Source organism: Streptomyces angustmyceticus (genome assembly GCF_040701845.1).
Lineage (GTDB): Bacteria > Actinomycetota > Actinomycetes > Streptomycetales > Streptomycetaceae > Streptomyces > Streptomyces angustmyceticus_A.
The window spans coordinates 733,249-746,183 of the sequence record NZ_JBFBHQ010000003.1; the positions used below are offsets into that span (position 1 = coordinate 733,249).

General features: G+C 71.2%; 12 protein-coding genes and 1 tRNA gene. 1 reads left to right on the forward strand and 12 read right to left on the reverse strand.

What is annotated here, in order from left to right:
• Window positions 1-54: 54 nt before the first annotated feature.
• The 10 genes from cysS to AB0411_RS10695 form a co-directional block, all read right to left on the reverse strand.
• On the reverse strand, window positions 55-1,449 hold the full coding sequence (cysS, locus tag AB0411_RS10650; protein WP_366416867.1) for a cysteine--tRNA ligase: 1,395 nt from the start codon (window positions 1,447-1,449) through the stop codon (window positions 55-57).
• Window positions 1,446-2,090: a phosphoribosylanthranilate isomerase gene (locus AB0411_RS10655; RefSeq protein ID WP_366416868.1), complete on the reverse strand. Its 645-nt coding sequence runs from the start codon at window positions 2,088-2,090 to the stop codon at window positions 1,446-1,448. Before AB0411_RS10655 ends, cysS begins: the two co-directional genes overlap by 4 nt.
• Window positions 2,091-2,106: 16 nt before the next feature.
• Window positions 2,107-2,721, reverse strand: coding sequence for a LysE family translocator (locus AB0411_RS10660; protein WP_366416869.1), 615 nt, complete (start codon window positions 2,719-2,721; stop codon window positions 2,107-2,109).
• A 126-nt stretch (window positions 2,722-2,847) separates the two neighbouring features.
• The gene (gene trpC, locus AB0411_RS10665; protein WP_366416870.1) at window positions 2,848-3,639 is read right to left on the reverse strand and encodes an indole-3-glycerol phosphate synthase TrpC; all 792 of its coding nucleotides are present in this window, start codon (window positions 3,637-3,639) and stop codon (window positions 2,848-2,850) included.
• A 1-nt stretch (window position 3,640) separates the two neighbouring features.
• On the reverse strand, window positions 3,641-4,663 hold the full coding sequence (gene trpD, locus AB0411_RS10670; RefSeq protein ID WP_366416871.1) for an anthranilate phosphoribosyltransferase: 1,023 nt from the start codon (window positions 4,661-4,663) through the stop codon (window positions 3,641-3,643).
• Window positions 4,663-6,771, reverse strand: a complete 2,109-nt coding sequence (locus AB0411_RS10675; protein ID WP_366416872.1) for an FAD-dependent oxidoreductase — start codon at window positions 6,769-6,771, stop codon at window positions 4,663-4,665. Before AB0411_RS10675 ends, trpD begins: the two co-directional genes overlap by 1 nt.
• A 15-nt stretch (window positions 6,772-6,786) precedes the next feature.
• Complete coding sequence (locus tag AB0411_RS10680; RefSeq protein ID WP_366416873.1) at window positions 6,787-7,506, reverse strand: YggS family pyridoxal phosphate-dependent enzyme; 720 nt, start codon at window positions 7,504-7,506, stop codon at window positions 6,787-6,789.
• A 25-nt stretch (window positions 7,507-7,531) separates the two neighbouring features.
• Window positions 7,532-8,263, reverse strand: coding sequence for a B3/B4 domain-containing protein (locus tag AB0411_RS10685; protein WP_366416874.1), 732 nt, complete (start codon window positions 8,261-8,263; stop codon window positions 7,532-7,534).
• On the reverse strand, window positions 8,260-8,901 hold the full coding sequence (pdxH, locus tag AB0411_RS10690; protein ID WP_366416875.1) for a pyridoxamine 5'-phosphate oxidase: 642 nt from the start codon (window positions 8,899-8,901) through the stop codon (window positions 8,260-8,262). The genes AB0411_RS10685 and pdxH overlap by 4 nt, the downstream gene beginning before the upstream one ends.
• A gap of 147 nt (window positions 8,902-9,048) precedes the next feature.
• A complete protein-coding gene (locus AB0411_RS10695) occupies window positions 9,049-10,287 on the reverse strand; it encodes a hypothetical protein (RefSeq protein WP_366416876.1) in 1,239 nt (412 codons plus the stop codon).
• Window positions 10,288-10,760: 473 nt separating this feature from the next.
• Between AB0411_RS10695 and AB0411_RS10700 the strand changes: the two genes are divergently transcribed.
• Window positions 10,761-10,832 (forward strand) — tRNA-Cys (locus tag AB0411_RS10700).
• 210 nt (window positions 10,833-11,042) lie between these two features.
• On the opposite strand, the gene AB0411_RS10705 is transcribed toward AB0411_RS10700, so the two are convergent.
• On the reverse strand, window positions 11,043-12,251 hold the full coding sequence (locus AB0411_RS10705; RefSeq protein WP_366416877.1) for a HAMP domain-containing sensor histidine kinase: 1,209 nt from the start codon (window positions 12,249-12,251) through the stop codon (window positions 11,043-11,045).
• Between the two features lie 5 nt (window positions 12,252-12,256).
• Window positions 12,257-12,934 (reverse strand): two-component system response regulator CseB, encoded by a 678-nt coding sequence (gene cseB, locus AB0411_RS10710; protein ID WP_366416878.1) that lies wholly within the window; start codon window positions 12,932-12,934, stop codon window positions 12,257-12,259.
• Window position 12,935 lies beyond the last annotated feature (1 nt).

The following is a 12,935-nucleotide window of genomic DNA, read 5'->3' on the forward strand; positions in this document are numbered from 1 at the left end:
GACGTGGCGCGGGGCCGGGTGAGGCGAGCGCGACGGCGACGCCGCCGGCGGTGGTCAGGCCATCGACCACCGCGCCCCCGACGGGGTGTCCTCGATGGTGAGGCCGGAGTGCTGGAGCTGGTCGCGGATGGTGTCGGCGGTGGCGTAGTCCTTGCGGGCGCGGGCGGCCTGGCGTTGGTCGAGGACCAGGCGGACCAGGGAGTCCACGACACCGTGGAGGTCGTCGCCGCGGTCCGTGCCGCCGCCGGACCAGTGCGCGTCGAGCGGGTCCAGGCCGAGGACGCCGAGCATGGCGCGGAGTTCGGCGAGGGAGGCCGCCGCCGACTCCTTGTCGCCGGCGGTCAGCGCTGCATTGCCCTGGCGGACGGTGGTGTGGACGAGGGCCAGGGCCTGGGGGACGCCGAGGTCGTCGTCCATGGCTGCGGCGAAGGCGGGTGGGACCGCGGGCGCGGGCTGGACGAGGCCGGTCCTCTCGACGGTGCGCCGGATGAAGCCCTCGATGCGGGCGAAGGCGGACTCGGCCTCGCGCAGCGCCTCCTCGCTGTACTCGATCATCGAGCGGTAGTGCGGGGTGCCCAGGTAGTAGCGGAGCACGATCGGGCGCCAGCGCGTGAGCATCTCGGTGAGCAGGACGGAGTTGCCCAGCGACTTGGCCATCTTCTCGCCGCTCATGGTGACCCAGGCGTTGTGGGTCCAGTAGGCGGCGAAGTCGTCGCCGTAGGCCTTGGCCTGGGCGATCTCGTTCTCGTGGTGGGGGAAGATCAGGTCGATGCCGCCGCCGTGGATGTCGAACGCGGCGCCCAGGTACTTGTGGGCCATCGCCGAGCACTCCAGGTGCCAGCCGGGCCGGCCGCGGCCCCAGGGCGTCTCCCAGCTGGGCTCGCCCTCCTTGGCGGCCTTCCACATCGCGAAGTCGCGCGGATCGCGCTTGCCGGTCTCGCCCTCGCCGGAGGGCTGCAGCAGGTTGTCCAACTCCTGGTGGGAGAGCCGGAGGTACGGCGGGAAGGAGCGGACGTCGAAGTAGACGTTGCCGTCGGCGGCGTAGGCGTGACCGCGCTCGATGAGGCCGCGCATCATCTCGATCATCTCGGGGATGTGGCCGGTGGCGCGCGGTTCGTAGGTGGGGCGCAGGCAGCCCAGCGCGTCGTAGGCCGCGTTGAAGGCGGTCTCGTTCTCGTAGCCGATCGACCACCAGGGGCGGTTCTGTTCGGCGGACTTGGTGATGATCTTGTCGTCGATGTCGGTGACGTTGCGGACGAACGTCACGTCGTAGCCGCGGTGGGCGAACCAGCGGCGCATGATGTCGAAGTTCAGTCCCGACCTGATGTGCCCGATGTGCGGGGCGGCCTGCACGGTCGCACCACACAGGTAGATCGAGACACAGCCCGGCACGAGCGGGGTGAAGTCGCGGATCCGCCGGGCGTTGGTGTCGTACAGGCGGATCGTCACGCAGGTCTGCCTTCCGGTTGCGGGCGAGGCCGGTCCGCGGCGCGGGCGGCCCGGAGGAACGAGGTGATCAGGGCGGGGTCCTTGACGCCGCGGCGGCTCTCGATGCCGCTGGAGACGTCGACGCCCCAGGGGCGGGTGGCCCGTACGGCGTCCTGGACGTTGTGCGGGGTCAGGCCGCCGGCCAGCAGCCACTTCCCCTCCGGTGGCGTGAAGTGTCCGCCGGCCCAGTCCCAGGGGACGCCGGCGCCCGGCACCGCGGCGTCCAGGAGCAGCAGGTCCTCGCCCAGTTCGCCGCGGCGCGGGACCCGGTCGCGGACGGCCGTTCCGCGGATCGTCGTCCAGCCGGCCGCGCCGAGGCTGTCGTAGTAGCTGCGGTCCTCGTCGCCGTGCAGCTGCACCGCCCGCACCCCGGCGCTCTCGGCCAGGGCACGGACGTCGTCGAGCGGCTGGTTGCGGAAGACGCCGACCGTCAGCAGTCCTTCCGGGACGCGCCGGGCCAGGGTGCGGGCCGTGGTGGCGTCCACCTGGCGCGGGCTGTCCGAGAAGACGAAGCCGATGGCGTCGGCGCCTTCCCGGACCGCGGTGTCGACGGCCTGCTCGGTCCGCAGGCCGCACACCTTGATGAAGAGCGGGGTGTGCACGGGGGATTCCTTGTCGTCAGCGGCTGGCGAAGGCCAGTTGGATGCCGATGCCCACGAAGGCGGCGGCAAAGGTGCGGCGCATCCAGGCCATCACCTTCGGACGCGAGATGACATGGTCGCGGACGGCGGCGGCGAAGCCTCCGTAGACGGCGAAGACGACGAACGTCATCAGCATGAACACGCCGCTGAGCTCCAGCATGTGCGGAACGGAGTTCGACTCGTCGGCGGGGACGAACTGGGGGAGGAACGCCAGGAAGAAGATCGAGAGCTTGGGGTTCAGGAAGTTGATGAGGATCGCCGTGCCGGTGACCCGGAGCGAGGAGCGCTCCCCCTCCTCCTGGTCCTCCACCTTCAGGGTGCCCTGCTCGCGCAGCGTGTTCCAGGCCATGTAGAGCAGGTAGGCCACGCCCAGGTACTTGAAGGTCTCGAAGACCACCGCGCTGGTGTGCAGGATCGCCGCGAGGCCGGCGATGGCCGCCGCCAGGTGGGGAACGATGCCGAGGGTGCAGCCGAAGGCGGCGACGACACTCTTGCGAAAGCCCCGGGATAAGCCGGTGGCGATCGTGTAGAGGGCTCCGGTTCCGGGCGAGACGACGATGACGAACGACGTGATCAGGAATTCGATGCTCATGGGACGCGCTCCTTGCTCGGTACGGCGCCGCCCGGCGGCGTCCCTTCGGGGACGCATTCTCGACGGGCGGCGCAGGGGTGCTCTCGTGGCGGGCTCGACCCCGCGCGGCGGGAGAAACGCTACTGGTTACCGGGCCAGTAAAGCGCGAGTTGCGGACTCGAGATCCGCGGAGCGCATCAGACTCTCCCCGATGAGGAAGGTGTGCACCCCCGCCGCGGAGAGGCGGCCGAGGTCGGCGGGTGTGCCGAGGCCGCTCTCCCCGACGACGACCCGGTCGGCGGGGACCTTCGGCGCCAGCGCCTCCGCCGTGCTCAACGAGGTCTCCAGGGTCTTGAGGTTGCGGTTGTTGATGCCGATCAGGCGCGAGCGCAGCGAGGCCGCCCGCTTCAGCTCCTGCTCGTCGTGGACCTCGACCAGGACGTCCATGCCCAGCTCGAAGGCGGTGTCCTCCAGGGTCTGGGCCGTCTCGTCGCCGACGGCCGACAGCATCAGCAAAATGCAGTCGGCGCCCCAGGCACGGGCCTCGACGACCTGGTAGGGGTCGTACATGAAGTCCTTGCGCAGCACCGGCAGCGAGGTCGCTTCGCGGGCGGCGGCGAGGTGCTCCCGCGCCCCTTCGAAGGAAGGGGCGTCGGTGAGGACCGAGAGGCAGGTCGCTCCGCCGGCCTGGTAGGCGCGCGCCAGGGCGGGCGGGTCGAAGTCGGGACGGATGAGGCCCTTCGACGGGCTCTTCTTCTTGATCTCGGCGATCAGCGCATAGGCGTTCTCGGCGCGGCGCCGCTCGATGGCGGCCAGGAAGCCGCGCGGCGCAGGAGCGGCATCGGCTTCGCGCCGGAGCGTGCGCAGCGGCACCGCCTTCTTCGCGGCGGCGATCTCGTCGAACTTGTAGGCGGCAATCCTGGTCAGCAGGTCGGTCACATCATTCTCCTGTCGCGCTCGATGCTGCGGCGAGCCGGTCCAGGCACTCCCTGGCCCGGCCGGAATCGAGGGATTCCTCCGCCAGTTCCACCCCGGCGGCGAGATCGGTGGCCCGGTTCGCGGCGACGAGCGCGGCCGCGGCGTTGAAGACCGACACCTCCCGGTAGCGGCTCCGGTCCCCGTCGAGCACCGCGACCAGCGCCTTGGCGTTGCTCGCCGCGTCACCACCGCGGAGATCCTCCGGCCGGCTCGGCGGCAGGCCGACGTCCTGGGGCGCTATCCGAAAGGTCCGTACCGTGCCGTCGCGCAGTTCGGAGACGGTGGTCGGCCCCGTGGTGGTGATCTCGTCGAGGCCGTCGGAGCCGTGGACCACCCAGGCACGGGTCGAGCCGAGCTCGCCGAGGACCTCGGCCATCGGCTCGGTCCACCGGCGGGAGAACACGCCGACGAGGTGGTGCCGTACGCCGGCCGGGTTCAGCAGCGGGCCCAGCAGGTTGAAGATGGTGCGGGTGGCCAGTTCGACGCGGGTGGCGGCGACGTGCTGCAGGGCCGGATGGTGCGCCGGGGCGAACATGAACCCGATGCCGGCCTGCCGCAGGCACCGTTCGACTCCTTCGGGCGTCAGCCCCGTACGGACCCCGAGGGCGTCCAGGACGTCCGACGAACCGGAGCGCGAGGACAGGGCCCGGTTGCCCTGCTTGGCCACGGGCACGCCGGCGCCGGCGACGATGAACGCCGCGCAGGTGGAGATGTTGTAGGAGCCCGATCCGTCACCGCCCGTGCCGAGCACGTCGACGGTCCCCTCGGGCGCGGCCACCCGGCGCATCTGGGTGCGCAGCGTGGCGGCCGCGCCGGCGAGCTCGTCCACCGTCTCGCCACGCACCCTGAGGGCCATGAGCAGGGCGCCCATCTGCGAGGGCGTCGCCTCGCCCGACATCATCCGGCCGAAGACGTGCGCCGACTCGTCGCGGGTGAGCGTGCCGCCCGTGGCGGTCTTGTCCAGCAGTGCTCTGAACCGTTCCATCACGCCTCCGACCGGATCACGGCATTGCTTGCGGGCGGCATGGCCTGGTCCCAGTCGAGCGCCACGTTCTCCCGCCGGAAGGGGGTCCAGTCGGTGAGGCCGGTGTCCAGGGTGCGCGCGAACTCATGGCCGCTGTGGACCGCGGCCGCGATGATGCCCGGTCCCAGGCAGTCGCCGACCCGGACGACACGGCGGACGCCCGCCGCGGCGAGGGCCTTGGGATCCCCGTTCTGCAGTTCCTGGTAGAGCGTGTCGCGCGGCACCATGCTGGTGGCCAGCACGACGGCGTCGGCCGGCACCTCGCTCTCCCGGCCGGTGTAGACGCAGGCCAGGTGGGCGGCCCCGGCCTCGGTACGGGCGAGCGAGGTCAACGGCCGCACGGACGCGCACAGTTCGAGCATCCGGCGCGCGATCCGGCGCTGTTCGGCCGTCTGCTGGGTGAAGGCGGCGACCATGCTCTCCGGGGTGACGAAGGTGACCTCACACCCGTGCCGCACCAGGTGCTCCGCGATGACGTTGGCCATGTAGTAGTGGTCGTCGTCGAAGAGCACGACCCGGCCGGACGGCAGACGGCCGTCCATGATGTCGTCCGGGGTGAACACCGGGAGCCGGTCGAGGCCCGGAACGGCGGCGAGGTGGTGCCGCCCCACCCCGTCCCGCCGCCATACCGCGCCGGTGGCGACGGCGACGAGCGAGCACCCGGCTTCGTGGACGAGTTCGGGGGTGACCTCGTTGGCGGGCAGCAGCTGCACCGTGCGCATCGAGCGGAGCTGCTGCAGCCGCCAGTCCCTGACCCGGGCGTAGGTGGCCAGGCCCGGCAGGCGGCTCTCCCGGGTGACGCGGCCGCCCAGCTCGCGGTTGCGGTCGGCGAGGATCACGCTGTATCCGCGCTGGCCGAGGGCGCGTGCCGCTTCCAGCCCGGCCGGTCCGCCGCCCGCGATGAGGACGGTGTCGTCGGTGGTGCGCCGCTCGATGCGCTCGGGGTGCCAGCCGCGGCGCCACTCCTCGCCGGTGGTCGGGTTCTGGGTGCAGCGGAACGGGGCCCCGGCCCGGTCCCAGGCCACGCAGATGTTGCAGCCGATGCACTCCCGGATGTCGTCGAAGCGCCCTTCCTCGACCTTGCGGGGGAGGAAGGGGTCGGCGATGGAGGGGCGGGCGGCGCCGATGAGGTCGAGGGTGCCGCTGCGGATCATCGAGACCATGGTGTCCGGCGAGGTGAACCGCCCGACGCCGACGACCGGCTTGGTGGTCACGCTCTTCACGAACTTCACGTACTGCTGCTGGTAGCCCTCGTCGCTGAAGCGGGCCGTGGCGCCGTCGTTGTCGAAGTTGCTGACGTTGACGTCCCACAGGTCGGGCAGTTCCGCGAGCATTTCGACGACGTCGTAGCCCTCGCCGTCGGCGGTGATCCCGCGCTCGCCCATCATCTCGTCCACGCTGAAGCGGACCGCGACCGCACACCGGTCGCCGACCGCTTCCTTGGCGTCCTCGATCAGCTCGCGCAGCAGCCGCGCACGGTTCTCCAGACTGCCGCCGTACTCGTCGGTGCGCTGGTTGCGGCGCCGGGAGAGGAAGTTGATGGGCAGCGTCATGTCGTGCCCGGCGTAGACGTAGACGATGTCGAAGCCGGCGCGCTGGGCGTTGACCGCGGCGGCGCGGTGCCAGCGGCGGAAGGCCCGGATGTCGTTCTTGTCCATGGCGCGTGCCGTGCCGGGGAACAGGCCCCGGGTGGCCTCGACGCTCGCGGCGATCGGGACGGCGCGTGATTCGAGGTTGCTGACGTGCGCGCCGTTGTGGGCCAGCTCGACGCCGGCCAGGGCGCCGTGCTCGTGGATCAGGTCGGTCGCGCGGGCGAGATAGGGGATGTCCTTGGCGTCCCACAGGCGCAGTTCGCGCTGGTGGTTCCCGGAGTAGTGGATGTCGCACTGTTCGGTGCAGACCACCCCCCAGCCGCCTTCGGCCTTGACGCTGCGCATCGCGGCCATGGAGCTGGGGAAGGCGCGCCCCATGCCGTTGCAGTGGGGCACCTGGTAGAAGCGGTTCTTCGCGGTGACCGGGCCTATGCGGACCGGCTGGAAGAGGACGTCGAAGCGCTCGGGGCGTGGCATCGGGATCCTTCGGCGTCAGTGATGCGTCGGCTGCGGGGCCGGGTAGGCGCGTGCGCCGAAGATCGCGCTGCCCACCCGCACATGTGTGGCGCCGTACTCGACGGCGGTGGCGTAGTCGCCGCTCATCCCCATGGACAGGCAGTCCAGTCCGTTGCGGGCGGCCGTCTCCGCCAGCGCGGAGAAGTGCGGTTCGGGGGGCTCGCCCACCGGCGGAATGCACATCAGCCCGATGACGTCGAGGCCGTGCACCTCCCGGCAGGTGTCGACGAAGGCGTCCGCCCGGTCGGGCAGCACGCCCGCCTTCTGGGGTTCGGCACCCGTGTTGACCTGGATGAACAGCCGGGGGCGCCGGTCTTGCGCGGCGCACTGCCGGGCCAGCGCCCGGCACAGCGAGGGACGGTCGACGGAGTGGATGACGTCGAACAGCGCCACCGCGTCACGCGCCTTGTTGGACTGCAGCGGGCCGATGAGGTGGAGTTCGAGCCCGGGGAACTTCTCCTGCAGCCCGGGCCACTTCTCCTGGGCCTCCTGGACCCGGTTCTCCCCGTAGACCCGCAGGCCGGCATCGATGGCCGGCACCAGGGCCTCGGGGGAAACGGTCTTGGAGGCCGCGACGAGCGTCACGGACTCCGGTGTGCGCCCGGCTCGTGCGCAGGCGGCGGCGATGGTGGTGCGCACCTGCTCCAGGCCGCTGACCTGGCCGGAAGCGGGCGGTATCGGATGTGTGCTGCTCACGTTGGCTCGTCCTCGGGGGAGTAGTTCAGAATTCCAGCCGTCGTTGCGCGGGGTCGAACATCGCCGAGCCGGTGACGCGGACGCCGAGGCCCGCCAGGCCCAGGTCGAGCTCGGACTTGAGGGCGGCGAGGTCCTGTGCGGCCGACGCGTGGTGCGCCTCGATCACCATCAGCACCCGGTCGGTCTGTTCCGACACCACGGACCGGGCGCTTTGCCGGTACGTCCAGCGCCGGGCGTGGGCGTTGCCCTCCGGGTCGGCGAAGACGACCTCGCCCACGGCCGGGTGCTCCGTCTCGCCCTGGAAGGTCTGGTAGGTCTCCGACCCGTCGGCCGGCCGGACGGTGATGCCCTCGGTGACGTGGGCGCAGTCGAACGCGGCGATCGGGATGCCGAAGGCCATCGAGACGAAGTTCAGGTAGTCGACCAGGGGGTGGAACGACGGCATGTCCTGCGACTTGCGGTAGCGCCGCAGCAGGGCCTCGGAGGCGCACCGGTACTGGGTGGGCTTGAGCCCCATCCGCGAGAAGGCCTCGCGCCATGCGGCGATCTCCGGCATCTCGGCCTCGCCGGCGGCGGCCTGGCGCTCCTCGACCCTCTTGGCGAGGTCCCCGAGGCGGTCGCTGTCGTTCTTGGCGGCACGGACGTGGTCCGCGACGACGACCAGGGCCCGCAGGTCCGGGTGGGTGTTCCAGATGGCGTCGGCGTGCGTGAAGTACATGGTGCTGTCCCAGGGGTGTGTGGAGCGGTGGGTGGTCACGGGTAGAGGTGGCCGCGGTCCCAGGGGCCGTCGGGCTTCTCCCTGCTGAAAACGAGCCGCTCATGCAGGCGAAACGGCCGGTCCGACCAGAACTCGACGTGGACCGGGCGGATGCGGTAGCCGGTCCAGTGCGGGGGCCGGGGCACCTCTTCGCCCTCGAAGCGGGCGGCCTGGTGCCGTACGGCCGCATCGAGTTCCGCGCGGCCGGAGAGCGGCCGGGACTGCCGGCTCGCCCAGGCGCCGATGCGGCTGTCCCGGGCGCGGGAGGCGAAGTAGGTGTCGGCCTCCGCGTCCGTGACGCATTCGACCGGTCCGCGGAAGCGCACCTGCCGGCGCAGGGTCTTCCAGTGGAGCACCGCGGCGGCCTGCATATTGGCGTCGAGCTGGGCGCCCTTGCCGGAGCGGCTGTTGGTGAAGAAGACGAAGCCTTCGGGGCCGTGGTCCTTGAGCAGCACCATGCGGACGTCGGGCAGCCCGTCCGCGTCGGCCGTGGCGAGCGCCATGGCGTTGGGGTCGTTGACCTCGGCGGCGCCGGCTTCGTCGAGCCAGGTGAGGAACAGGTCGAACGGGACGGACTCGGGAGCCTGCGGTGCGGCGGCTTCCGCCGGGTCACCGGTCTCGGCAATCTGCGCGGACATCGATTTCTCCTTGGGCGGCAGCGCGCGGCTGCCGCGGCGGTGGAGTGGAGCGGCGGGGAACGGAGCGGCCGCGGCGGGGTCCGCGGGCCGAGGGGCGCGGCTCGCGGCGTGCGCGGGAGGCCCACGCCGCGTGCCGTCGCCGGGCGACTACTGCTTGAGCGGCGTCTTCTCGGTGAGGAGGTGGCGCCACTTGTCGAGTTCGCTGCCGGCCGAGGTGACCAGGTTCATGGTCCCGTCGGCGGCGATCAGCACCTCGGCGGCCGGCGGGACGTTCAGGAACTCCATGTGCTGGGTGGCGCAGTAGGCACCCACGTCGAGGATCACCAGGTGGCAGCCGGCGCCGACGCCCTCGGGGACCTGGACGTCACCGGGGAGGATGTAGTCGTTGCGCAGGATGGTGCGCCCGCGCACCGCGGCGCTCGTGGTCGCCCCGCCGGTGACCTCCTGCATCGCGGAGTCGAGGAAGGCCACGTTGTGGTTGCGGTCCCGCAGCTGGGCCGACGGCATCAGCATCCGGCAGCCGTTGGTGACCAGGATGCTGGAGACGGGGGTGGTGATGACGCTGCGTTCGATGTCCAGCAGCAGCGCTCCGGTGTCGGCCAGCACGTCCCGGGCCGGCTCGAAGAGGAACGTGACGTCCTCGGGGATCTCCATGCGGGCGGCGGACCGCGCGATCCGCCGGAAGTACTCGTGCCAGTCGAAGTGCTTCTCCGACTCGGTCCATGCGTCGTAGTCGAAGCCGTGACCGCCGGCGAAGTTGATCGACCGGGCGGTGGGGAAGTGCTCCAGGTAGATGCTGAAGACCTGCTCGACGATGCCGACCATCTCCTCGAGGGAGTTGCCGCTGCCGCAGTAGACCTCCAGGCCCTCGAGGTCGCGCTCGTACTCCTTGAGCAGGGCCGCGAGCTGTCCCAGCTCCCCGTACTTGATGCCGGGCTTGCCGGAGTCGAGGCTGTCGATCCGGACGCTGATCGTCGGGGCGTTGGTGCGCAGCGAGTAGGAGACCTCGTCGAGGCTCGCCAGGAACGTCGGGTGTCCGGTCTCGTCCCAGAAGGCGATCTCGCGGTCGGAGACGTGTCCCGGGGAGACGATGAACTTCTCGAACCCGAACTCGCGCAGGATCCGGTACTCGCTCGGCAGCTGGACGAGGATGCCCACGCCGTCGACGTCCTTCAGCGGCTCCAGGACATGCGGATTCGAGTTGGGGAAGAACGGGATGTACAGCTCCACCCTTTCGCCGAGGCCGGCCGCCGCGGCGGCGTCCTTGACCCGGCCGAGGTTCTTCCGGAACTGCGCTTCGCTGTAGACGAAGACCGGAGTTCCCGCCTGTTCGGCGAGGCGCTTCAGGTCGATGTCCTTGAACCATGAATGAGTTAACGCGGTCATGACTAACCCCCACAGGTGCCTGAAGAAGTAGCCGCGCACATCTGGGAGTACGGGAGTCGCCTGCCGGCTCGCCCCCCTGCGGACGCTCCCCCCATGCGCGCACAGAAGCCAGCTACGAGATGAATTGACGTTGCGTCGTCAGCGCGTGCCAAAGAAGTACCAGCGGCGCTCCGGAAATCGCAAGAGCAAGGCGATCGTTGTGGCCGGATGTCGGCTACAACTATCAAGAACCGCAGGTCGAAGCGGTTTATGTGGCCGGACAGCCCCTCCTGGGAATCTTGCGGGACGGTCGGCTTCCGCCCTCCCCTTTCTCGACATCCGGACGACTGTTGACGGAACGGAACATGCTCTCGCTAGTATTGCGGCAGTATTTCGGCGGCACGGCAGGGGAAGCCGAGAGGCGGAATCCTGCATTCCGGAAATGTGGAGCGTCTTCAACGATCCATGGTTTCCTGTCGCGTGCTGCCTGTGGTGGCCGTGTGCCCGAGTGGTTGAGGGGATCGCCTGCAAAGCGATTTACATCGGTTCGAATCCGGTCGCGGCCTCAAAAGGTCCCTGTGCGCCCTCCGCAACGCCATTGCGGAGGGCGCTTAAGGGCGTGGGGAAAGCAATGTGCGCAACGCCGGCGCCGGGAAACTCCGTTGCCGGGATACGCGCACGCCGTTGCGGACCGCCGTGCCGCGACGGCGGCCCGAAAGGGAGGGGCCATACGTTTCTCCGGGAAATCCCCCCGACACCGGTACCCCCGCGGCCGCCTACGGGCTCCCGGGAGCCAGGTCCACGATCGCCAACGCCCCGCCGCCCGCCGGGTTCTCGTACGTCACCCTGGCGTGCAGCACCCGCGCCTGGCCGGTGACGATGGTGAGGCCCAGGCCGGTGCCGGCGCCGCGTTCGCGGGCGCCGGTGCGGAACCGCCGGGGGCCGTGGGTGAGGAGGTCGGCCGGGAAGCCGGGCCCGTGGTCGCGGACGCGGAGGGCGGCCCCGTCGACCTCCAGCGTGACGGGCGGGGCGCCGTGGAGCCGGGCGTTGGTGACCAGGTTGGCCAGGATGCGCTCGACGCGGCGCGGATCGGTCGTCACGGGCGCCTCGCGGCGCACCACCACCTCGACGTCCCCGCCCGCCAGCGCGGCCGCCCGGTGCGCCAGCGCGCCCGTGCGGATCTCCTCGCGCTGGGCCTGCTCGACGCCCGGCACATCGAGCCGGGCCACCTCCAGGACGTTCTCGACCAGGCTGCGCAGGGTGTCCACGCCCCCGCTGACCAGCTCGGCCGGGCGGCCCGGCGGCAGCAGCCCGACGGCGGTCACCAGCCCCGCCACCGGCGTGCGCAGCTCATGGGCGATATCGGCGGTGACCTGCCGTTCGGCCTCCAGCCGGGCGCTGAGGGCATCGGCCATGGTGTTGACGGCGGCGCCGAGCCGGGCGATCTCGTCCTTGCCCCGCGGGCGGACCCGGTCCGTCAGATCGCCGTCCGCGATCCGCTGCGCGGTGTCCGCGGACGCGGCGATCCGCCGTCCCACGCCGGCCGCCGCGACCACGCCCAGCACACAGCCGAGCGCGGTGACGGACGCGCCGGAGCCCAGCAGCACCCGGTCGAGATCGGCGAGGGCACGGGCCTGCGGGGCGTAGGAGCGCCGGACGGCGAGGACGTCGTGGCCGCTGCGGGTGGCGGCCCACAGCACCGGCGCCCCGGAGCCGCCGTCGCGCTGCAGGAAGGTGGCCCGCACGGGACGGTCGGTGACGGTCCGGCGCAGGGCGGCGGGCAGGTCCCGCGGATTGATCAGGGCGCCGCCGTCGATGCCGGAGGCGTAGTCGCCGACCGCCTCGACGAGCCGGGCGTCGGCCACATGGGCCGCGTTCCTCTGCTGGTCCTCCCCGGTGAGCTGGTGCACCAGCAGTCCGATGAGGGTGGCGACGATCGCAGCCGTGCCGGCGATGACCAGGGCGGTCTTGGTGCGCAGCCCCATGGCGGTCAGAGGGCGAGCTTGTAGCCGAAGCCGCGGACGGTGACGATGCGGCCGTGGCCGATCTTGGCGCGCAGTCGCTGCACATGGACATCGACGACCCGGGGATCGCCGCCGCACGCGTAGTCCCACACCCGCTCCAGCAGCGTGGTCCGCGACAGCACGACCCCGGGCTCGGCCGCGAACTCCAGCACCAACCTGCGCTCGGTGGGCGTGAGTTCCAGCAGCCGCCCGGCCCGGTGGATGTCCATGGAGGCGGTGTCCACCGTGAGGTCGCCGAACCGCAGCAGCGTCTCCGACTCGTACGCGACGGGCTCGGCGAAGTCCGTGGTGCGGCGCAGCGCCGCACGTATCCGGGCGACGAGCACCGGTATGTCGTACGGCTTGGTGAGGTAGTCGTCGGCGCCCGCTTCGAGACCGAGGACCACGTCCACCGGGTCGGTGCGGGCGGAGAGCATCAGCACCGGCAGCCGGCTCACTTCCCGTATGCGGCGCACCACGCTGACCCCGTCGAGGCGCGGCAGCATCACGTCCAGCAGCGCGACGTCGGGCGCGTGCTCCCGGAAGCGCGCCAGCCCGGCGTGGCCGTCGGCGGCCGTGCGCACCTGGTATCCGTAGCGCTCCAGGGACAGTTGGGTGGCCTCGCGCAGCAGGGGGTCGTCCTCCACGAGCAGCACATCGGTCATC

Coding starts and splice junctions, on each gene's coding strand:
- AB0411_RS10660 (WP_366416869.1), bottom strand. CDS start 2,721: ATGAGCATCGAATTCCTGATCACGTCGTTCGTCATCGTCGTCTCGCCC.
- trpD (WP_366416871.1), bottom strand. CDS start 4,663: ATGGAACGGTTCAGAGCACTGCTGGACAAGACCGCCACGGGCGGCACG.
- AB0411_RS10675 (WP_366416872.1), bottom strand. CDS start 6,771: ATGCCACGCCCCGAGCGCTTCGACGTCCTCTTCCAGCCGGTCCGCATA.
- pdxH (WP_366416875.1), bottom strand. CDS start 8,901: ATGTCCGCGCAGATTGCCGAGACCGGTGACCCGGCGGAAGCCGCCGCA.
- AB0411_RS10695 (WP_366416876.1), bottom strand. CDS start 10,287: ATGACCGCGTTAACTCATTCATGGTTCAAGGACATCGACCTGAAGCGC.
- AB0411_RS10705 (WP_366416877.1), bottom strand. CDS start 12,251: ATGGGGCTGCGCACCAAGACCGCCCTGGTCATCGCCGGCACGGCTGCG.
- cseB (WP_366416878.1), bottom strand. CDS start 12,934: ATGACCGATGTGCTGCTCGTGGAGGACGACCCCCTGCTGCGCGAGGCC.